The following is a 22,520-nucleotide window of genomic DNA, read 5'->3' on the forward strand; positions in this document are numbered from 1 at the left end:
CATCAGATGTGCACTCGATCACATAAAAACAAGGATAGGTCATGAAATTACTCTCCCGCTTGAGAAACACAAAACTTGGATCATCAATCGAATATAAAATTAAGCCACGCAAAGTGAAATTTGAGTGGCAAGATACTCAAGTTGACTGGGTGCCTAACCAACCTTTTGTCAGCTATTTTATTAATGAAATTAATATGATCTTACCGGCTGGTGAGTTTTGGTTTTGCCGTCTGTATAACAAAGTATTGCCACAAATTAGAGATGAAAAACTAGCAGAGGACGTTAAAGCATTTATCCGCCAAGAAGCCATGCATGCTCAGGCACATAACTCTGCTAATAAAGAATACTTATCTCAGCGCAATATCAGTATTCAACGCAACCTTGAGATCATGGACTTTCTCTTTGGCAAACTGCTTGCGGACCAACCTCTAGGGCTCAACGTACCTAAAGCTTTGGATCATCAATGGGATCTCTTTCGTTTAGGGGTAATTGCAACAGTTGAGCACATGACCTGTGTACTAGGCAAATATGCTTTATATAATAAAGAGTGGGAACACCTCGGTGCTGATCCGAATATGCTCGATCTAGTAAAATGGCATGGTGCAGAAGAAATAGAGCATCGTACCGTGGCCTTTGATTTGTATCGTCACCTTGGTGGGGGCTATATTTCTCGCTATTATCAAAGTGTGATTGTGATTGCTGCCGTACTTGGTCTATGGGTCGATGGTGCTGCACATATCATGCAGCAAGACTCGCGCTATGCATCGATTAAACCTGCCGTATATAAACCGTGGATTTGGCGTGAATGGGCGCGTATCGCGCAAAAAGACAATCGCTTATTGCCACATCCGCTTTGGTTAGTGTCGCAGCAATTGGGGTATTTAATGCCTTGGTACGATCCTGTGCATGAAGCGAAAACTGAAGATGCGATTGCTTACCTCGACAACTCTCCTGCTGCAAAGCGTGCCGCACTGAAAGTTGCTTAAAACACCATTTAAAATCTGTATTAAGCAGGGTTCGCCCTGCTTTTCTTTGTGCTCACATCCATTACGCTCCATTTTTTTTATTGCGCAATCAACACACTCAAGATGGATAGGATCATAAGTTCGATGTTTAAAGTACAGTTATTCCGAACTCCCTATTCTCTTTAAAATGCATTTATATTCAGCCTCATCCTAAAATAAAAATACATCGTTCAGGAGCATCTCCATGCACGCTCACATCTCCGTCATTACACTGGCCGTGAATGATTTACATGCTGCATTTGCGTTTTATCAGGAGGGTTTAGGTCTAAATAGCGCAGGGATTATTGGGACTGAATTTGAACATGGCGCTGTGGCATTTTTTGATTTACAACACGGTTTAAAGCTCGCACTCTGGCCGCAAGATAGCCTTAGTCATGACACAGACATCAATACATCAGTATTTTGTCCAACTCAAATGTCTCTTGGTCATAACGTCAACAGTCCCGCAGCCGTCGATCAAATCATGCACCAAGCCCAACGCGCAGGTGCAAAAACAATTAACCCCGCACAGCCCACGTTTTACGGTGGTTATACAGGCTATTTTCAAGACTTAGATGGGCATCTGTGGGAGATCGTCTACAACCCACATTTTAGTTCTTTATCTGCTTAATTCGACAACGCAGGTTCATCTACATCTCGCGTATGACGATCAACCACCACGCTAATCATCATATCACCCTGTACATTCACCACAGTCCGTACCGTATCTAAGAGTCGATCTATCGGCAGCAATATCGCAATCGCTTCTGCAGGGAGTCCGACTGATTGTAAAACCATAATCATCGTCACCATTCCAGCGCTTGGAATACCCGGCGCGCCGAGTGACGCAATCATGGCGGTTGCACAGACAATTAACTGCTGACCCAAGGTTAAATCTAAGCCCATCAAGTTGGCAATAAACAAGGCAGCAGCAGCTTCATACAGCGCTGTACCATCCATATTCAACTGTGTGCCCAATGGAATCACAAAACCTGCTGTTTGAGGACGTACGCCTAAATTTTCCTGCGCACATTTCATCGACAGTGGCATCGTTGCTGAACTTGAACTAGTTGCAAAAGCAGTGATTAAGGCAGCTCGTGTTCCTCTAAAAAATGTCAGTGGGCTCATTTTCCCAAAAATCCATAGCAGCAGAGGTAACACCACTGCCCCATGGAAAATCGTCGTGCCCGTGACCACCGCAGCAAACTCCGCGAGGCGACTCAACACCGAAATATCTTCGGTAGCAATCAATTTAGCCAATAATGCAAAAATACCAATCGGTGCAAGCGTCATCACCCAGCCGATGATCATCATCATGATGTCGAAAAATTGCTGACTGAGCTTTCTCACACTTCGGAACTTTTCACCGCCTTTGACCAAGGCCACACCGAGAAATAGTGAAAACACCACGACTGCGAGTACGTTGCCATCACTAAAGGCTTTAAACGGATTAATCAGTGTATTTTGAATAAAATTGGTAAAGAATGAACCTGCTGTGAGGGTGTCAGGGCTCTGATGCTGTTGCATTGCATCTTGGAACATGACGATGTCCACGCCCTGCCCGACTTTAAAAATATGCGCGCATGCTAGACCCAAGATCAGTGCCAAAGTTGTGGTAGTGACACAGCACGCTAAGGTAATTTTCCACGTTCGACTCAGCTGACCACCCGCTTGTAAATTCGATACCCCCACCACAATCGAACTAAAGATCAACGGAACCAAGATCATTTTCAGCAAGCCAATAAAAATACTACTGGCAATCCCCAAGCCATACAGGCTGGCAGACAAAAACTGCGTCTCTGGAAACTGAATTAATAAAAAGCCAAATGCCACACCCAATATTGCGGCAATTAAAATCTGCGTATTTAAGCTCATTGTGCCTTGCATTTATCATCCTTTATTCAGGCACTATGCCATGCGACCCACCGGGAATCGAGGAATTTTTTGTCACATGTACTGCTACAATTCTGCAAAGCACGAATTCAGCTCCATTCAACTTGTACTGCACCCTAATAAGATAACTCGATTCCGTGAGTAGTTGCATAACCCAAAATTGACGGACATAAAAAAACCGAATCAGAAGATTCGGTTTTTTCCAGTATTCAGCTTTTACGACTTAACACATAGTGCTCAAAACTTATTGGGTTTCAATTTCGCGTAAACGGATCAAGCCTTCTTGTGTCGTACTACAGACCAACTCACCGTTTTGCCACATGCGACCGAAATTTAGACCACGTGAACTAGCACTGACGGTGGCATCCATGTCATAAAGCATCCACTCATCCACACGGAATGGCTTATGGAAATACATGGCATGGTCAATACTCGCACACTGCAAACTTGGTGATAAATAACTTAAACCATGTGGACGTAGTGCAGTCGTCATCAGCGTAAAGTCTGAATAGAATGCCGCAATAGCCTGATGTAAAGAGATGTCATCAACATCGGCAGCAATCGTATCATGGGTGCGAATATAGTGTGCATACGATGGCGCAGCAGGCTGCGGTTGGTACGGGTTTTGTGGATCAATCGGGCGAATTTCTACGTGACGGTCGCGCATAAAAGACGCACGGACGTTTTCAGGGACAAACTCCACCATCATTCGTTTTAGCTCAGCTTCAGATTTTAAATCCTCTACAGCTGGATATTCTGGCTCTGCAACTTGGTAGTTCAACCCTTCTTCTTGCTCTGCAAATGACACCATACACATAAAAATGGTTTTACCATGTTGAATCGCACGAACCTGACGACTCACAAAACTGCGTCCATCGCGAATACGATCCACTTCATAAATGATCGGTGCACTGATATCACCGCCAAATAAGAAATAGGCATGTAAAGAATGAGCAGGTCGATCTGTCGTATAAGATGCCGCACGTAGCGCCTGACCTAAAACCTGTCCGCCAAAGACACGTTTCCCGACCAAATTTCGGCTTTGCCCACGAAAAATATTTTCTTCTAATTTTTCAAGGCTGAGTAAATCAACCAACTCTTGTGTTAAGGCATTCATAACAAACCTATCTATCATTCGGGATTAAGCTAACGCAGGCAACATCAACAGATGTTGAAATATATTTTCCATTTTGCCATAAATCCAGACTAAAACCCTAAAGATTCGCTGACTGATCTGTCACCTTGCTGATGCAATATAACTGCTAAAAATACGTTTTTTAACGATAAAATCTTACAATATCTATGCAATTTGTCAGAAAATGACATACAGTTTTTAAGTACAATTACGCAGAATAGATTCCCCTCAGAATCTCTGTGGTTTGGTCATGAAAAGTAGGAGTTTGTATGTCCAAGAGCGGCTTTGGTCAGATGTATCGAAAGCTTTCGAGTAAACTGCTTGACCTTGTGGTAACACCGCATGTTTTAGGTGAAGTCCCTGTAGAACCTGTAGTGACTGAAACCGATACAGATACCGGCGTACAGACAACGAAAATTACCTGCTACGTTCTGCAAAATCATTCACGGAGTAATGCTTTAATTGTCGATGGTGAAACCCGTCGTTTAAAGCTACACCCTGCACTCGACCCAATGACAGTGGGTACGCAAACAGAAAAAGCCTCTGTGGTGTTTTTACAACATCATGATGAAGACAATTTACTCAATCCACCGCCACATGCCTTTCCACCTCGTTTATTACGTTTAATTGAGGTTTTGGAAAAAAATCCTGATGCGGATGTTGAGCTCGTTCCTGTAACCGTGCTGTGGGGCCGTGAACCCGATAAAGAAGATTCTTGGTTTAAATTATTATTTACCGATACATGGTCTACACCAAGCAAAGTGAAGCAGCTGGTCAATATTGGTTTGCACGGTCGTCAATCGTACCTCGAATTCCATGAGCCACAGTCTTTGCGTCGTTTGGTTGAATATGCCAAAACTACACATCCGAACCTGTCACCTGCGACTTATATTGTCAGCACACTGAATGATTATTTAGATGCACAGCGTGAAGTGGTTTTGGGGCCGGATTTATCTGACCGTCGTAATGTGATGCATGGCCTGATCAAATCTACGGATGTGCAAGATGCGATTCGTCGTGAAAGCATTCGCAGTAAAATCAGCATGGTCGAAGCTGAACGTCGTGCGATTGGTTATTTAAATGAAATCGTTTCTGACTATTCTGCATCAACAGTACGTTTTGCTGACTTAGCCCTGACTCGTCTGTGGACACAGCTTTACGATGGTGTAGAAGTACATAACTTCAGTACCGTTCGTGAACTGGCCAAAGACTACGAGATCATTTATACCCCATGTCATCGTAGCCATATCGACTATTTATTATTGTCATATGTGATCTATAAACGTGGCTTGATGGTGCCGTACATTGCTGCGGGCGATAACTTAAACATGCCATTTGTCGGGCAAATTTTACGTGGTGGCGGTGCATTCTTTATTCGTCGTTCATTCCGTGGCAATGGTCTCTACACCACTGTTTTTAAAGAATACCTCTATAGTATTTTGGCACGTAATACGCCGCTCGAATACTTCATCGAAGGTGGTCGTTCACGTACTGGTCGTTTATTACCACCGAAGACCGGCATGCTCGCCATGACTGTCCATGGTCATTTACGCAATCCAGCCAAACCAATCGTGTTCTTACCGACCTATATTGGTTATGAGCGTTTAATGGAAGGTGCGACCTACGTTGGCGAAATGAATGGTAAGCCGAAAGAAGGCGAATCGATCATTGGGATTATGAAAACTCTGCGTAAGATCGAACGTATTTTCGGTAAAGTTCATTTGAACTTTGGTGAGCCAGTTTTCCTTGATGATATGCTGAAAAAGCACAATGCAAGCAACATCAAAATCGAGAAGAATGACGATCCAATTCCGCCAGAAGTTTCGGATGCCATTAACAGTTCTGCACACGTGATTTTAGAAAATATTAACCGTGCAGCAGTGGTGAACCCAGTTTCATTGCTTTCACTGATTTTATTGGCAACATCTAAACACACTTTAGATGAAGAGATTTGCATTAAGCAGTTAGATACCTATCGCGATCTTTTAACTGCCTTACCTTACGATGAGCGCATGCAAGTGACACCGCTGTCAGGTAAAGAAATCATTGCTTATGGTTTAAAACTCAAGCTGATTAAACGTGTTAATCATGTCCTTGGCGATATTATTGCCATTGCTGATAATCAAGCGGTGTTGTTAACCTACTTCCGTAACAACATCCTGCACGCATTTATTTTGCCATCACTCATTGCCGCTTTGGTTGAACATAATGGTTCTATTCGCCGTGGTGATTTGATTAATGTCATTCGTACACTGTATCCGTTCTTAAAAGCTGAGTTATTCCTCAAATGGAATAATGAAGAGCTTAAAGATCAGATCTGTGCGTACGCAGGAGTACTGATTAAAGCCAAGCTAATTTCTGAAGATGCAGAAGGCAACCTGATCTCCCCTGCGCCTAACTCAGAGCAGCACAATCAGTTAGTAGTCTTGGCTGCACCCGTGATGCAAAGTCTAGAGCGTTACTACATGACTTTGGCTTTAATCACACAACGTGGTTCGGGTAATATCTCAACGCGTCAGGTTGAAGAACTCAGTCACTTGGTTGGTCAACGTCTATCTGTGTTGTATGAATTTAACTCGCCAGAGTTCTTTGATAAGGCCTTATTCCAAAGCTTTATTAAAGTCTTAACCCAACAAGGTTATATCAGCACCAATGAAAACAACGCCATTGTGTTTGATGAAAATTTCCAAAATGTTGCGCAATATGCCAACCTCGTTTTGGATGATGTGACCCTGCAAATGTTGCAGCACATTACAACCTTTAGTGATGAAGAGTTAAAAGAAGCACTTGATAAAGTTGCTGCGGAACAAGCTAAAAAGCGCTTGAAACGTAAGAAAAAATAAACAGTTCTGATTTTTTCGCCATAAAAGCGGAAGAAGATGAGCAAAATCAGGGACAAGTTGTAAAAGGCTTGTCTCTGTTCATTAGAGATAATGAGCTTTAAATTTTGGAATCTTCATTTTTTTCAGAAGAAAAATTAAAGTAATTATTTACTATGTATCTTAAAGCATAAAAAAACTCTACAGCCTCTTTCATCGTTGGAAGTTCATAATCAATGTCATGAGTTAATGCATTTCTTCTTATTGTTAAACTTGATATTTCATTCAAAATATCATTTGGAAGCTTCCCCTCCCATTTTGCTACTTGTTTCTTATTATATGGACCATCACACGAAACCATAAAATCTTTAAAAATTTCAAATTGTTCAATCATAATCAACTTTGATATTACAGGCTCAACCCTCGATTGATGCGGTTCAAGCTTTGATGTAGGTATCTGTGTTTTCCCCGTATTATGAAATTGATTATCTAAAACAACTCCTGCTATTGCACGCATATAAATACTTGATCTCATACAATATGGCTGGCTCCTATCCATATCTTTCTGATTTGCTCCCAATGACAAATAAGGGCCTTCCTTCCAAGCAGAATTATCTTCTCCCATATATTCCCATCCCATCATTTTTTCAGCAGAACGTGCTTGATCAAAGGTCATGACAGCATCACAAATAGCACTTGTGGAAAGCTTAATATAATCAATATAGCTCGACATAAATCCCCTTATAGTTAACTGAATTGAATTATTCTTTATAAATAAATATTAAAGCACTATTTGTTTTTATCAAATAAACTCAATAATTATTTAAATTCAAAATCTAAATACCCCAAAAAACTCAACACTCCAACTTAAAACCACTCTCCATCATCCGCGTTGCATAAAGCTTTTTACCTGTTTCTACTTCACTCCCTAAAACCAATTCGGGTAAATGCATAGCTCTTTGCAAATCCAAGATTCGCTCATGTAAAGGTTGAGGTTGGTTATTAGTACAAATATATGATTTTTCAGGATGTTCCACGTGGAGTAGATGACACAGAAATTTTGTCAAATCATCGATATGTATTCGATTGGACCAATGAATATTGGGATAGCGATGAGTCGTTTCGGCCAATTTCTGCATTCGTGTTGTCGATGTGCCATAAATCCCTGATGGACGTACGATCACGCATTCAGTAGGAAATGCTTGTGAGTAGCAATGCTCCATTTCGAGTAACAGCATCCCCTGCTCATCGATCGGTTGTGGCACAGTGTCATCATCAATGCGCTCCCCCGCATGCTCACCATAGACACGAGTGGACGACACCACGATTAAACGTTGTATTGGATGACTTGCTAATGCTTGAACAATCGGCTGTACAGAATCGACATAAGTGTATCGATAAGCATCCACAGCATTGAATTGAGCATGATGTGCAGGAGCCAAAAGAACATAGACAGCATCAATCGGTTGAACCTGCGATAAATCCAGTTGGTGAACATCTTGGATTAAATGTTCTGCAAAATCATCCTCTTTCGCACTACGACTCACTGTGGTAATTTGGTGACCTTGCTGAAATAATTGTTTAGCAACACGTTGCGATGTTTTACCATAACCGATAAATAGAATATGCATCAAACGACCTATTCTCAGAACTGATCCATTTAGATCATATAAACCGAAGTTGAGGGGACATGGCTGCCGTCCATCAATTGCAAGGGGTTGGCAATGCCGCCGCTGCTTTACTTGAAAAACTAAATATTTTCACAACAGATGATCTTTTGTTTCATCTGCCACGCGACTATGAAGATCGTAGCACGATCATCCCCATGAACCAATTGACCGTGGGGCGCAGTTATTTACTGGAAGGCACTGTCAAAAGTATCGACTTTCCTCCCGGTAAGCGCAAATCGATGGCCGCCCTACTGGATGACGATTGTGGCAAAGTTACTTTACGTTTTTACCATATTTACAAAGGCATTACTGATCGGGTGAAACCAGGGAATCGTTTACGGATTTTTGGTGAAGTCCGTGTTGGTGCTCGTGGCTTAGAAATGTATCATCCTGAACTACAGGTGATTACTGAACACACGCCTTTACCACAAACCCAACTCACTGCGATTTACCCCGCAACCGAAGGCTTAACGCAGTCCAAACTGCGTGAATATGTCAAACAAGCACTACAGTTATATAGTGATGACTTACCTGAATTACTGCCAGAAAAATTCACCAATGGCTATGCACTAAAACAGGCTTTGGACTATATTCATCATCCCCCTGTCGATGCCAATATGTTGCAACTCAGCCAAGGTTCTCATCCTGCACAGCAACGTTTAATTTTCGAAGAATTGGTTGCCCATCAGGTCAGTTTGCTCAGCCGCCGTGCTTATATTCAACAAATCGAAGCACCGTCATTCTCTACAAGTAAGAACTTCACCAAACAACTTTTAAGTACACTGCCATTTGAAATGACCGGCGCACAAAAACGTGTGTCCAAAGAAATTGCGGTCGATCTGAAAAAGAACAAACCTATGCTTCGACTCGTACAAGGCGATGTGGGTGCAGGTAAAACCTTGGTTGCAGGTGTGGCAGCCTGTCATGCGCTTGAGGAAGGTTGGCAAGTGGCCATGATGGCGCCGACAGAAATTTTGGCCGAACAACATTATCTAAATTTCAAAAAATGGTTTGAGCCGATGGGACTGACCGTGTCTTGGCTTTCCGGTAAACAAAAAGGTAAAGCTCGAGCTGCGGCAGAACAATGTATTCAAGATGGTTCAGCCAATTTAGTGGTCGGCACACATGCTTTATTTCAAGACAATGTACAATTTGCCAAATTGGGTTTAGTGATTATTGATGAACAACACCGTTTTGGCGTCGATCAGCGTTTGGCGCTACGAAACAAAGGTCTCAATGGCATGACACCGCATCAACTTGTGATGACGGCAACCCCTATTCCTCGTACCTTGGCCATGTCGGCTTATGGCGATTTAGATACCTCCGTCATTGATGAACTGCCGCCCGGTCGTACACCGATTCAAACAGTCACTATTCCACTTGACCGTCGTGAAGAAGTGCTACAGCGGATTGCCAGCAATTGTGCTGAAGGTAAACAAGCCTATTGGGTCTGTACCTTAGTTGAACAATCAGAAACTTTAGATGCTCAGGCCGCTGAAGCGACTTTTAATGAAATTAAAGAACGCTTTCCAGACCTCAATATTGGTCTTGTTCACGGCAAAATGAAGGCCGATGAAAAACAAGCAGTGATGCAGCAATTTAAAAATAATGAATTGCAATTACTGATTGCAACCACAGTGATTGAAGTCGGTGTTGACGTCCCAAATGCCTCAATCATGGTAATTGAAAATGCAGAGCGTTTAGGGCTTTCACAATTGCATCAGCTACGTGGTCGTGTAGGACGTGGTGCCAAAGCCAGTTTCTGTGCCTTGCTGTATAAAAATCCCTTATCGCAAAATGGGCAAGAGCGTTTACGCATCATGCGCGAGACCAATGATGGCTTTATCATTGCTGAAAAAGATTTGGAAATTCGTGGTCCCGGCGAGCTCCTCGGCACTAAACAAACAGGCGATATGGGCTTTCGTGTAGCAAAATTAGAGCGAGATGACCATTTACTCAATCAGGCACACTATGTGGCTCAACAAGTCCTAAATGATTATCCTGCACAGGCTCAAGCGCTTTTAAAACGATGGCTGCCTGAAGCACCCCGTTATGCCTATGTATAATTAGGATGATGTTTCGATCATCCTAAAATACAGATTGGCTTTAACCAGTAAGCTTGTCGAACAGATTGCTGTAGTGTCGTGATTGCACTTCACAGCAATCTGTGCAAAATACTCAAAAAAGAATGATTAGAATAAAAATATGCTCCAATCCATCCAACATTTCATCCGAAAAGGAATGCAGAGCGTTTCCCCTTGCCTGCTCTGTGGTATCGATCGACAACAACATCATTCGCTTTGTACTGACTGCTGGGAACAACTGCCTTGGTTTAAAAAAATGGTTAATCGCCATGAACACAGCATCTCTTGTGCCTTTCACTATGATTTTCCAATAGATCGCATCATCCAAAGCTATAAGTATGAGCAACAATTGCAGTATCAAAATTTACTGGCACAGAGCCTTTTAAGCATGCGCTTAGCTAGAGTTCAAGCCATCGTGCCGATGCCTATTTCAGTAGAACGCCTCAAAGACCGTGGGTACAACCAAATGCTACTCGTTGCGCACATGATGGCAAAGCAATTATGCATCCCTGTTTGGCAACCGGTGATGCGTCAAGCACAGCACGCTCAAAAAGGTTTAAGTCGGCTAGAACGCCTAGAAAATATCGAACAGCAATTTATTATCGACCCAACTGAAAAACGCCGTTTCCGTAAAGTCCTCATCATTGATGATGTGGTGACCACGGGAAGTTCAATCCATGCATTAAGCAAGCTGTTACATCAGCTACATTGCACGCAGGTATATGCCGCATGCATTGCTGCAGCACAGCCTTAGTTTCAAACATCAACCTCTAAAGAAAATGAACACGCGAAGCGGTTTAGCTTTCAACAAGAGATCCCGCCTGCTGCTTCACCCAAGGAATCACCACCTCACGTGTTAAAGGGGCGAGTTTTGTTTGTGTATCATCCAAGCTGACCCATTGCATTGCTGCAATTTCCGCATCAATTTTCGGTTCACCTTGCAACTGGACCAGATAGACATAACTCACCAGTAGATGATCGACTTCGTTCGCAGCAGCCGTTTCAAAACGACCAATGAATTGCTCAATCTGCGCAGCGCAGCCAATTTCTTCCTGAATTTCACGCAGCATGGTGATTTCAGGAGCTTCATGGGGTTCTAACTTGCCACCTACTTGCATAAAGAATGCCGTGTGTTTTTTACGAACCACTAAAAGTTCATGCTGTTCATTTAAAATAATGGCTGCGGCAACAGTGATAATTTTCATCTATCTTGTTCCAAATCGGCGATAAAGGCTGTACGTTCAACCATGCCCCATTTCGGCTCTGGCGCAGTGAAATGTTGAAACTGCTCAACAATCGTTTCAATATTATCTTCTGCAATTAAGCCTTCGATAAAACGCGGATGGGTAAAGCCTTTTTCTGCAGTTGTTTTTAGAAAATTCAATAAATCGTCATAAAAACCATCTACATTGAGAAAGGCACATGGCTTTAAATGAATGCCCAATTGAGCCCACGTCCACTGCTCAAAAATTTCCTCTAAAGTCCCTGCTCCACCTGGAATCGCCACAAAACCATCCGAGAGTTCAGACATTTTAGTTTTCCGTTGTTGCATATTTTCTACCACATGCAATTCGGTTAAATCTGGATGTGCCAATTCTTTATCGACCAGGACTTTTGGAATCACCCCAATGACTTGCCCGCCTGCACGCAAAGCACTATCTGCCACAACTCCCATCAAACCTGAACGACCACCACCATAGACCAGTGTGATGCCTTGTGCCGCCAAATGACGACCGACATTTTCAGCCACCTGTAAATAGGCAGGATTGTTACCAAGGGCGGAACCACAGAAAATTGCGATAGATTTCATTTATAATCACCATCAGATCAGGAACGCTATGCTGGAAAAATCAACTTTAAACAGATTTTTTCATAAATTAAGCATTAGAACAGTGTTTTTCAGCAAATCCTTGTCTAAAATACACCCATTCATTTTTAACTTACTGCGTAAGGGGAAAAGACAACATGCTTGAAGCCTTTTACGCCACAGAGCGCGGTAGCCTGGAAGATGTCACCATCAATGGTGACTTCGATTTACATCAGGATTTAGTCTGGCTCGATCTCATTGCCCCGTCTCAGGAAGAGCAGCAATGGATTATGGATGCCTATGATCAAAATTTACCCACATTAAAATCATTAGAAGATATTTCATCGAGTGCACGATTCTACCGTGATGACGATGGTATTTTGCACATCAGCACCTATTTTTTAACGAAAAATAAAAATTTCCAGGTCGATGGCGAACCCGAAGAAAATGCCAGCACCTTAGCTACCGTGCAGACAGTTGCCTTTATTTTGCATAAAGAGCGCTTATTCACTTTACGGGGTGAAAAGCTGGTGGCTTTCCGTGCCTTTCGTGCCCGTGCGCGTCGTAATGACTATGAAATTGACTATAAAGATCCAACTTGGATTTTATTGGGTCTTTTAGAAGCCAAACTCGATGAGCTTGCGGATATCTTGGAAGATATCCACAAGGACTTAGAAAAGTATTCCACAGAAGTGCTGAATAACCGTCATCGTGAGATGATTTTAGACTTAGATGACATGATTACCCGACTTGCGCATTTAGAAGATATGCTCGGGAAAGCACAGCTGTGTCTGATCGATTTACGTCGTGTTCTCACCTTCCTATCACGTCCTCGCGCCTTGGGCAGTCATATTTATGATGCCGACATCCGAGAACTCAGTGAAGACGTGCGCTCTCTTGTTGAGCATGATGCCTTCTTGTTCCAAAAGGTTCGATTCTTACTGGATACCACTTCTGGGTTCATTAACACCGAACAGAACGATACGATTCGTCGATTCTCGATTTTACCAAGTATGCTTGCGCCACCGATGTTAGTAGCTAGCGTCTATGGAATGAACACCGATGTACTGCCATTCGCGCATGGTACAACCAGTTTTATCGTGGTCAGCTTAATCATCGTGGCATTCTTTATTGGCCCATTGATGTACTTCCGCTGGAAGAAATGGATTTAATCCGTTCCTATTGCGTAGACTTGCGAGAGTTTCTTGTCCCGCTAAAATAAAAAAAAGCACCTTACGGTGCTTTTTTTTAGATCAATTGCAAGTCATGCTCAAGATGACAGGCTTGAATAATCTTCATCATTTTTTCAGGGACTGCTTTAAACTGTAAACCTTGCGCTTTTGGCGTTTGACGTAACCAACGGACCAAAACAGCTAAAGCCAAAGTACTGCCATGCTCAAGCTCAGCAAGATTGACCACTAAGGGAAAAGCTTGCTGCTGCTGTTGAATCAATTTCAAGCCGTCTTGATAGTACAATTCGGCATTGTTGTAATCGATTTTGCCTGAAACCATCAATTCTTGTTGATGAAGTTTAATCACACATCACCTATCTTATTTTTTCTTGTCTAATGCTGCATCAGCATCAGGTTTGAAGTTCGCAATTGCTTTATCAATGTTACCGCCATTACGTTTTACAGTTGCCGCAAACTGATTACGGAATTGTAAGCCTAGGTCGATACCCGAAACGTTGATATTACGAATTTTCCATTGTGAACCTTTATCCGCCAACTGGAAAGAGACTGGAATTTTTTCACCGTTGTTATGGAAATCAATCGTTACAACAGGGTTCTTACTGTTCGACGCTTTATATGGACGCATGCTATACGTTTGGTTACTAAACTTGGCAAAAGCTGAACCATAGTTTTCGATCAGTGTTGCACGGAAGTTACGTTCAAACTGCGCACGTTGAGCCGCTGAGCTGTATTGATTCGTTGCATACGTACCCATCACGATACGTGTGAACGCTTGTGAATCGATATACGGGTCTAAGTTTTGACGAACAATCGTTTTCACAGCCGCAGGGTTATTTTGTAGTTTTGCGTGGTCTGCTTTTAAACGTGTAATGAGGCCATCAGCCACTTTTTTTACAAATGCAGGTGGTGCTTCGCTTGGAGCAGCAAAAGCTGTACCTGCCATCATAGTTGATAAGATACTTGCTGTAAGCGTATGTTTTAACAATGTGTTCACTTAATTTCTCCTAAAAATTATTCAACAAATGCAGGTTCGTCTGCCGTTGTTGTGTCAGCAGCTTCTGTTTTTTGTTCAGCATCTGCTGTGTTGTCAGATTTGTTCCCTGCACCACCGGTCACAAATTTAGACACCAAATCTTCGATTTCCATCGTACCTTGGGTATTACCAATTTGGTCACCACGTTTTAAGAAGTTGACACCACCACCCGGTACAATTTTCAAATATTTCTCGCCCAATAAACCATTGGTTGCCACCATAATGTAAGCATCTTCATCGATATTGGTGATGGATTTCATGTTAGCAATCAGTTGCTGTTCCATTTCTTTTTGTTTCGCAGGTGTCGCTGCTTCATAGTCTGATGTGTAACGCAGTTCTTCGAGTGCATTCTTTTGCACTTCTTTTAATTGTTCTGCATTGTAGGAGGTTAATGAGCCATCCATAATGAGATGTGCTGTCACTAAACGCGTCACAGGATCGAGTTTCAACGATTCCACTTGACCAACTTTAACACCGCTTAAGGTGACTTTGGCACGGGGTTTAATCCCGTTTACATTTTCAAATGTCGCGGTCAATTCATAACTGTCTTCGATGTTATTGCCGACCAAACCACTCACACGCATCGCCAAGAAGAAAATAGCGATAGCAAACAGAATGACAAAAAAACCGACGGCCAGTTCACTCGTACGTGATTTCATTAAATACCTCCGAACATGACCGCAGTCAACACGAAATCTGAACCTAAAACACACAACGAAGAATACACGACAGTACGTGTGGTCGACGTTGCAATACCTTCTGAAGTTGGGACACAGGCATAACCCTGATAGACCGCAATCCAAGTACAAATTAATGCAAAAACAAAACTTTTGATGATGGTGCCATTAAAGACGTCTTTAAAGAATTGCACACTGTTCTCGATGCCACTCCAATAAGAGCCTTCATCTGCACCTAGAAAATCAACACCCACCAATTTACCGCCCATGATGCCGACTGCAGCGAAAATCACCGACAACATTGGCAAGCTAAAAATACCGGCCCAAAGTCGTGGCGAGATCACCCGTTTTAAGGGATCGACCCCGATCATTTCCATACTCGACAACTGCTCAGTGGCTTTCATCAAACCAATTTCAGCCGTTAAAGCTGAACCTGCACGACCTGCAAAGAGTAAAGCCGCAACCACAGGTGCAAGTTCACGTAATAACGTCAGTGCAACGGCGGTGCCGAGCATCGCTTCACTACCAAAAGTCGACAGAATGCTATACATCTGCAACCCCAGTACCGAGCCAATAAATAAGCCAGATACCACAATAATCAGTAATGAAAGCACACCAACACGGTACATCTGATCAATAAACAATTTCACGCCAAGTAAAGTCGGCATGGAAAAAAGAATCTGCAGCAACATAATGGTTGCTACGCCGATTCCTCGAACACGTTCAATGACGCGTCTACCTAATGCGGCAATAGCATTCATGAACGAACCTCATGATTTAAATAGGGCTGATGACTGAATTGATAATCGACTGGACCTTCTACCGAACCCGTCAAGAACTGCTTCACAAACGGCGAGGCATGTGCTTTTAACTGCTCAGGTGTTCCCTCGCCCTGCACTTTCCCTTCAGCCACGACGTAGATGTAATCTGCAATTGATAAAGTTTCAGCTACATCATGCGAAACAATAATCGTGGTTAAATCTAAAGCTTCACGTAGCGAACGAATCAAGCGGGTTAAAACCCCCATCACAATAGGGTCTTGCCCTGCAAAGGGTTCGTCATACATGATCAACTCAGGATCGAGTGCAATAGCACGAGCCAAAGCCACACGACGATTCATACCACCTGAAAGTTCAGAGGGCATCATTTGTTCTGCACCACGTAAACCAACAGACTCTAATTTCAACGCCACAATTTCAGCAATCAAATGCTCTGGCAACTTGGTATGCGCACGAATTGGAAAGGCTACGTTTTCGTATACCGACATATCGGTAAATAATGCACCGCTCTGAAACAACATCCCCATACGCGCACGCGCAGCGAAGAGCTCCTGACGTGACATCTGTGCAATGTTTTGCCCATCAAGCAACACTTCTCCATTATCGGGAGTCAATTGACCACCAATTAAACGGAGTAAAGTCGTTTTACCTGTACCAGATGGACCCATAATTGCAGTGATCTGACCACGACGAATTTTTAAACTGACATTGTCATAAATGACGCGCTCTCCTCGCTTAAAACTCAGGTTTTTCACTTCGATCAGTGCCTGAGTCTGAGAAGACGTTTGATTATTCATAGCTGAGGATTTTCCTGCATTTTTTTCAGCATGCATACTATAAAGGATTGAAGTTTAAAATGTTACCATTGCATGAGCGCATATCCCTGCATTCCATCAGGTAAATTGTTTTTTATTATTAATGCGATTTTATAGAGGGTGTTTTCAACCCAATAGAAGAATTTAGTTAAAATAATTGTATATATAGTAAACGATATTACACAATAAGAGTGTCAAACCGATATAAGGCATAAGTACCTCGATCATCACTGTACGCATATTTGCCAACGCGTTTCCGTTCATATTAATTATCATTAAACACATAAAGTTTGATCAAGTATACATTTTTCTGATTAAAAAGCTAATTTAAATCCATAAAAAAAACCGGTGTTTCCACCGGTTTTTTCGATATTTCTTTCGAAATTCAATTAGTCATTGAATTTACGACGTGGACGATCTTCACCGAAAGTGCGTTCGCCACGTGGTTTATCATCACCGAAACGTTTTGGACGGTCATCGCCGAAACGTTTTGGACGATCTTCACCAAATGAACGTTGAGGACGGTCACCGTTGAATTCACGACGTGGACGATCTTCACCAAATGAACGTTTTGGACGATCGCCATAACCTTCACGAGCTGGTTTGTAATCTACACGGTTACCACGGTTGTCATCGTTAGAACGACGGTCAAAACCACCTTCACGACGTGGACGATCGCTGTTAAATTCGCGACGTGGACGATCTTCAAAACCGCCTTCACGACGTGGACGATCGTTGTTAAATTCACGACGTGGACGATCTTCGAAACCGCCTTCACGACGTGGACGATCGTTGTTAAATTCGCGACGTGGACGATCTTCGAAACCACCTTCACGACGTGGACGATCGTTGTTGTATTCGCGACGTGGACGATCTTCGCCACCGAATGAACGACGTTCGCCATCACGGTTGCCTTCACGACGTTTGAAGTTTGATTCACCTTCAAAACGACGACCGCCACCGAAGCCACCACGACCACCGCGACCACCATCACGACGACCACGACCGCCATCACGGCTACCGCGTGCAGGAGGTGGAGATGGCTCAAGACCTTCAATTTCAGACACATTTAAACGTGCATCTAAGAAGTCTTCTAAAGCACGGATTTTACCGCGTTCACGGTAAGTCGCTAAAGTAATCGCGTTACCAGTACGGCCCGCACGACCTGTACGACCGATACGGTGTACATAGTCTTCGTTCTTCATTGGAAGACCGAAGTTAATTACGTGAGAAATAGTTGGTACGTCTAGACCACGTGCAGCAACGTCAGTCGCAACTAAGATTTTTGCACGACCTTCACGAATGCTGCGTAAACGACGGTTACGTACAGTTTGTGGCATTGCACCGTGAAGAGCGACAACTGAGTGACCTGCTTCTGCAAGTTCTTCAGCCAACATATCTGTATCTTCTTGAGTAGATGCGAATACAACTGCTTGATCTACAGACTCATCAGATAACCAGTGAGTCAAAAGTTTTTTCTTGTGTTCAAAACCGTCAGTCCAATGAAGAGTCTGAGTAATGTCAGTATTTGTAGAGTGACCAGTTTCAATCGCAATACGCTGTGGATCATTCATCATGCGTTCTGCAAGTGTAATGATACGCGGCGCAAATGTTGCAGAGAACATTAATGTTTGTTTACGGTTAGCAGCCAAGTCGCTGATCGCTTCTAGGTCTTCAGAGAAACCTAAGTCAAGCATACGGTCAGCTTCGTCAACGATTAACGCATCAACGTTGTCTAGTTTAATTTGACGACGGTTAACCAAGTCAAGTAAACGACCTGGAGTCGCTACGACAACTTGTGCACCTTTAAGCTGTTGAATTTGTTTACCGAAAGGCATACCACCCATAATTGCAGCAATACGAACACCTTTCATATGACGTACTAAAGCAATTGCGTCTTGGCTAACCTGTTGAGCCAATTCACGTGTAGGGCAAAGTACAAGAATAGACGGTGCAGTTACCGCTTTCATGCGCTCTTTGAAAGACATCAAAGTGTCTTGACCAGCCAAAGCATTCACAGTTGGGAGTAAGAATGCAGCAGTTTTACCAGAACCAGTTTGGCTTGATACAAGAAGGTCTTTACCTTCTAATGCAGCTGGAATTGATTGTTCTTGCACTGGAGTCGGAGTAGTAAAACCTAGACCTTGTAATGCTAGTTGTAACGACTCATGTAAAGGAAAATCAGCAAAAGTTTTGCTCATAGAGTATTTCACCCCAAAAATGGGTGCTCCATTAAAAATATAAATTCAGATGGACATCGGCAAAAAGCGGCACAGCAAAAAACGCTGAAAATATAGAATCAGCGGCGATCCGAGAACGACGATGTGTATAACGCACACATGATTACAGCCGCAACCTGAAGGAATCGCTTAGCGATTGGGTGGGGCGCGAAATATCGTCCTCTCTTTGGACCGGAACGCGCATACACAATGATAGAAGAGAATGTTCAGGTAATGAACGAAATTTAGTGCGTGCGGGGATTATAGCAGAAAGTTTTTAAATGTCACCTGTTTTAGTCAACTTCAGAATATTTTTTGTAAGAAGCTTTAAATATAGGTGTTTAAGCCTTTATTTTTGACCGATTAGACAAAAATAAAGCCCTCATAAAGAGGGCTTTATTTCATTATTCTGTCAATAAACTCGAACTAAGTGTTCTATTATTTAGCAGCTTCACCCCAAGCTGGAACAACAGCTTGCATAAGTGGTTTAAGCATTTTCATAGAACATGCAAGTACTTGACCATTGTCCATTGAGTCGTTACCACCACGAGCATCAACCACAGTACCACCCGCTTCTTTTACAATAAGTTCACCCGCAGCGATGTCCCATGGTTTCAAACCAAGTTCGAAATAACCATCGAAACGACCTGCAGCAACATATGCTAGATCAAGAGCAGCAGAACCTGAACGACGGTATTGAGCACCGGCTTCAGTCACATTTAACAATGAGTTGAAATGGTTTTTCGCATAAGAAACCACTTCACCATTACGAATTTTACGATACGCATGACCCACTGAAAGGAAAGTGTTTTCTAAGCTGTCTTTTACATTTACACGAATACGGCGTTGGTTCATCATCGCACCGCGACCACGGCTTGCAGAGAACAACTCATCTTTCACAGGGTCATAAATAACACCGTGCTGAGTTACACCTTTATGTTGAACTGCGATAGAGATACAGAAATGTGGAACACCATTAACGAAGTTTAATGTGCCATCAAGTGGGTCGATGATCCAACACCAATCAGCGTCATGACCTTTACCTTCTTGAAGACCAAACTCTTCGCCTAGGAAACTGTGATTTTTATAGCTTTTACGTAGGGTATCGATGGTCAATTGTTCCAAATAACGGTCTACACGCGTTACTGGACCATCAATTCCTTTTTCTTCGACTTGTAGATCGAGTTTATGACGATTTTGATGCGCTTTTAAAAGCTCTTGACCAACTAATTGAGCCGCACGCGCAGCCATAACCACCATAGGTTCCATTGAACACCCACTACAAATTTGAAGATACTGATAAAGAATAATGCATAAAAGCCCTTATATCTTATCAAATATAAGGGCTTTTAGGGAAAAAATGTTTCTAAAAATTAGAAATTCAGCAAACTACAGTTGAATTATGTTTTAGCCAGCTTTGTGTCACAGAAGTGATAATACCTTCAGCATCTAGTCCAGCTTGTTGTAGCATTTGAGCATGTGTCGCCTGATGCATAAATTCATCGGACAAACCTAAATTCAGCATCGGTTTAACAATACTAGCCTGCGCTAAATATTCATTTACCGCACTACCCGCACCCGCCATCACTGCATGCTCTTCAACTGTCACAAATAGTTGCGTGCTTGCCGCGATTTGATCGATCAACTGTGTATCTAATGGTTTTACAAAACGCATATTTAGCACACGAACTGCAACATCCAGTTTTTCAGCCAATACTTCAGCCGCCTCAACCGCTGCCTGAACACGGCTACCAAATGCTAAAATCGAAATTGTTGCATCTTGCTGAACATTGAAGTTTGCAAGAACTTCACCACGGCCAATTTCAAGCTCGGTCATCTCTTGCTGAATCTCGACACCTAGGCCATTACCTCGTGGGTAACGTACTGCCGCTGGGCCTTTATACAAATAAGCCGTATGCAACATTTGACGACATTCATTTTCGTCTTTCGGCGCCATGATCACCATGTTCGGCACGGTACGCATAAAGGCATAATCATATGCACCGGCATGCGTTGGGCCATCTTCACCAACCAAACCTGCACGGTCGATACCAAATGTCACATCAAGATTTTGCAAAGCGACGTCATGAATCAGTTGGTCATAACCACGTTGTAAAAAGGTTGAATAGATTGCAACAACCGGTTTTACCCCTTCACAGGCCATACCCGCAGCCAAAGTCACCGCATGTTGTTCTGCAATGGCAACATCAAAAAAACGCTCAGGGAACTGCTTTGCAAATTGCACCATGCCTGAGCCTTCACACATCGCAGGAGTAATCGCTAATAAACGATCATCCTGTACAGCTTCATCACATAACCACTGACCAAAAACATCTGAATATTTCGGTGCAGTTGCCACTGCAGCAGGTGCATTCAGTTTACTGATGGCATGGTATTTAATTTGATCTGCTTCGGCAGGTGCAAAGCCTTTACCTTTTTTGGTATAGACATGCATTAAACGTGGGCCTTTGCGTTTTTTTAAGGCTTCAAACACGTATGTTAATTGTTCAACATCGTGCCCATCAAAAGGACCAAAGTAGTCAAAGCCAATGGCTTTAAATAGGTTGTCTGCAGCATCGGTCGCAGCACAATGTAGGCGTGAGTTATACGCCCATTCAGGATGAGGTTGAATATAGGCTTCGCCATTTTCAGAAATATTCACCGATTGACCACTTTCCCAAATCGCAGCCAAATGCTTAGCAAAACCACCAGTACTGCATGAGATCGACATATCGTTGTCGTTCAATACCACCATAAGGTCAGCATTGTGTGCCACCGCATCGTTCATTGCTTCAAAAGCCATACCCGCTGTCATCGCGCCATCACCCACGATTGCCACCACATGACAGGGATCTTGCTTGAATCGACGTGCCAATGACATCCCAAGACCAGCAGAAATCGCAGTTGATGAATGGCCTACGCCAAAGGTGTCAAATTCAGATTCTTCACGGGCAGGAAACGCTGCCAAACCATCTTTAGCACGAATCGTCACTAATTGTTCACGACGACCCGTTAAGGCTTTATGCGGGTAGGCTTGATGACCCACATCCCAAATCAGACGATCACGTGGTGTATCAAAACAGTAATGCAATGCCACGGTTAATTCGATTACCCCAAGATTGGCACCAAAATGCCCACCACTTTGTCCGGCCGCATACAAAATAAATTGACGTAACTCATCCGCCACTTGCTCTAATTGGCTGCGCTCGAGTAAACGAAGTTGTTGAGGATGGTTAATCGTATCCAGCAACGGTGTTACAGGGCGTTGAAATGGTATTTCTTTATACAGCATAATGTGGCAAAGCCTTCTAAAGCCTGGCAAATTCCTAAGCTCGGTCTAAATGGGTAACTCGATCATATCGTCGAATTGTATCACCTTACAATCAGCCAAA

The 22,520-nt window shown here is 42.9% G+C and carries 20 protein-coding genes; 6 read left to right on the top strand and 14 right to left on the bottom strand.

The window, feature by feature from the left end; genetic code table 11:
* Positions 1–41 precede the first annotated feature (41 nt).
* Together FTU13_RS03630 and FTU13_RS03635 are read left to right on the top strand one after the other, a co-directional pair.
* Positions 42–986 (top strand): metal-dependent hydrolase, encoded by a 945-nt coding sequence (locus FTU13_RS03630; RefSeq protein ID WP_180126839.1) that lies wholly within the window; start codon positions 42–44, stop codon positions 984–986.
* 223 nt (positions 987–1,209) lie between these two features.
* Positions 1,210–1,635: a VOC family protein gene (locus FTU13_RS03635; RefSeq protein WP_180126841.1), complete on the top strand. Its 426-nt coding sequence runs from the start codon at positions 1,210–1,212 to the stop codon at positions 1,633–1,635.
* On the opposite strand, the gene FTU13_RS03640 is transcribed toward FTU13_RS03635, so the two are convergent.
* Together FTU13_RS03640 and FTU13_RS03645 are read right to left on the bottom strand one after the other, a co-directional pair.
* Positions 1,632–2,891: a dicarboxylate/amino acid:cation symporter gene (locus FTU13_RS03640; RefSeq protein WP_180126843.1), complete on the bottom strand. Its 1,260-nt coding sequence runs from the start codon at positions 2,889–2,891 to the stop codon at positions 1,632–1,634. The genes FTU13_RS03635 and FTU13_RS03640 overlap by 4 nt on opposite strands.
* A 250-nt stretch (positions 2,892–3,141) precedes the next feature.
* Positions 3,142–4,014: an acyl-CoA thioesterase II gene (locus FTU13_RS03645; RefSeq protein WP_180092996.1), complete on the bottom strand. Its 873-nt coding sequence runs from the start codon at positions 4,012–4,014 to the stop codon at positions 3,142–3,144.
* 287 nt (positions 4,015–4,301) lie between these two features.
* Here FTU13_RS03645 and plsB point away from each other — a divergent pair, with 287 nt between their 5' ends.
* The gene (gene plsB, locus FTU13_RS03650) at positions 4,302–6,875 is read left to right on the top strand and encodes a glycerol-3-phosphate 1-O-acyltransferase PlsB (protein WP_180126845.1); all 2,574 of its coding nucleotides are present in this window, start codon (positions 4,302–4,304) and stop codon (positions 6,873–6,875) included.
* Between the two features lie 97 nt (positions 6,876–6,972).
* On the opposite strand, the gene FTU13_RS03655 is transcribed toward plsB, so the two are convergent.
* Together FTU13_RS03655 and FTU13_RS03660 are read right to left on the bottom strand one after the other, a co-directional pair.
* The gene (locus FTU13_RS03655; protein ID WP_180035655.1) at positions 6,973–7,584 is read right to left on the bottom strand and encodes a hypothetical protein; all 612 of its coding nucleotides are present in this window, start codon (positions 7,582–7,584) and stop codon (positions 6,973–6,975) included.
* A 121-nt stretch (positions 7,585–7,705) separates the two neighbouring features.
* Positions 7,706–8,482 (bottom strand): NAD-dependent epimerase/dehydratase family protein, encoded by a 777-nt coding sequence (locus FTU13_RS03660; protein ID WP_180126847.1) that lies wholly within the window; start codon positions 8,480–8,482, stop codon positions 7,706–7,708.
* A 59-nt stretch (positions 8,483–8,541) separates the two neighbouring features.
* Here FTU13_RS03660 and recG point away from each other — a divergent pair, with 59 nt between their 5' ends.
* A complete protein-coding gene (gene recG, locus FTU13_RS03665) occupies positions 8,542–10,587 on the top strand; it encodes an ATP-dependent DNA helicase RecG (protein WP_180126849.1) in 2,046 nt (681 codons plus the stop codon).
* Positions 10,588–10,726: 139 nt separating this feature from the next.
* Positions 10,727–11,359 (top strand): ComF family protein, encoded by a 633-nt coding sequence (locus FTU13_RS03670; protein WP_180126851.1) that lies wholly within the window; start codon positions 10,727–10,729, stop codon positions 11,357–11,359.
* Positions 11,360–11,402: 43 nt separating this feature from the next.
* Here the strand turns inward: FTU13_RS03670 and FTU13_RS03675 are convergent, their stop codons facing one another.
* Positions 11,403–11,810, bottom strand: a complete 408-nt coding sequence (locus FTU13_RS03675; protein WP_180126853.1) for an NUDIX domain-containing protein — start codon at positions 11,808–11,810, stop codon at positions 11,403–11,405.
* The gene (locus FTU13_RS03680; RefSeq protein WP_180126855.1) at positions 11,807–12,415 is read right to left on the bottom strand and encodes a TIGR00730 family Rossman fold protein; all 609 of its coding nucleotides are present in this window, start codon (positions 12,413–12,415) and stop codon (positions 11,807–11,809) included. Before FTU13_RS03680 ends, FTU13_RS03675 begins: the two co-directional genes overlap by 4 nt.
* 155 nt (positions 12,416–12,570) lie before the next feature.
* Between FTU13_RS03680 and FTU13_RS03685 the strand changes: the two genes are divergently transcribed.
* Positions 12,571–13,584: a CorA family divalent cation transporter gene (locus FTU13_RS03685; protein ID WP_078189297.1), complete on the top strand. Its 1,014-nt coding sequence runs from the start codon at positions 12,571–12,573 to the stop codon at positions 13,582–13,584.
* A 76-nt stretch (positions 13,585–13,660) separates the two neighbouring features.
* Here FTU13_RS03685 and FTU13_RS03690 read toward each other — a convergent pair whose 3' ends face one another.
* The 8 genes from FTU13_RS03690 to dxs form a co-directional block, all read right to left on the bottom strand.
* Positions 13,661–13,924, bottom strand: coding sequence for a lipid asymmetry maintenance protein MlaB (locus tag FTU13_RS03690; protein ID WP_218948628.1), 264 nt, complete (start codon positions 13,922–13,924; stop codon positions 13,661–13,663).
* A 39-nt stretch (positions 13,925–13,963) separates the two neighbouring features.
* Positions 13,964–14,599, bottom strand: a complete 636-nt coding sequence (locus tag FTU13_RS03695) for a phospholipid-binding protein MlaC (protein ID WP_078189299.1) — start codon at positions 14,597–14,599, stop codon at positions 13,964–13,966.
* Positions 14,600–14,616: 17 nt separating this feature from the next.
* Complete coding sequence (locus FTU13_RS03700) at positions 14,617–15,297, bottom strand: outer membrane lipid asymmetry maintenance protein MlaD (RefSeq protein WP_180093012.1); 681 nt, start codon at positions 15,295–15,297, stop codon at positions 14,617–14,619.
* Positions 15,297–16,076, bottom strand: a complete 780-nt coding sequence (gene mlaE, locus FTU13_RS03705; protein ID WP_180077073.1) for a lipid asymmetry maintenance ABC transporter permease subunit MlaE — start codon at positions 16,074–16,076, stop codon at positions 15,297–15,299. The genes FTU13_RS03700 and mlaE overlap by 1 nt, the downstream gene beginning before the upstream one ends.
* Complete coding sequence (locus FTU13_RS03710; RefSeq protein WP_168379103.1) at positions 16,073–16,891, bottom strand: ABC transporter ATP-binding protein; 819 nt, start codon at positions 16,889–16,891, stop codon at positions 16,073–16,075. The genes mlaE and FTU13_RS03710 overlap by 4 nt, the downstream gene beginning before the upstream one ends.
* Before the next feature lie 407 nt (positions 16,892–17,298).
* The gene (locus FTU13_RS03715) at positions 17,299–19,110 is read right to left on the bottom strand and encodes a DEAD/DEAH box helicase (protein WP_078189302.1); all 1,812 of its coding nucleotides are present in this window, start codon (positions 19,108–19,110) and stop codon (positions 17,299–17,301) included.
* 456 nt (positions 19,111–19,566) lie between these two features.
* The gene (locus FTU13_RS03720) at positions 19,567–20,397 is read right to left on the bottom strand and encodes an inositol monophosphatase family protein (protein WP_078189303.1); all 831 of its coding nucleotides are present in this window, start codon (positions 20,395–20,397) and stop codon (positions 19,567–19,569) included.
* A 112-nt stretch (positions 20,398–20,509) separates the two neighbouring features.
* The gene (dxs, locus tag FTU13_RS03725) at positions 20,510–22,420 is read right to left on the bottom strand and encodes a 1-deoxy-D-xylulose-5-phosphate synthase (protein ID WP_180126857.1); all 1,911 of its coding nucleotides are present in this window, start codon (positions 22,418–22,420) and stop codon (positions 20,510–20,512) included.
* Positions 22,421–22,520: the final 100 nt, after the last annotated feature.

This window comes from Acinetobacter sp. YH12064 (assembly GCF_013419735.1).
Taxonomy (GTDB): Bacteria; Pseudomonadota; Gammaproteobacteria; order Pseudomonadales; family Moraxellaceae; genus Acinetobacter; species Acinetobacter amyesii.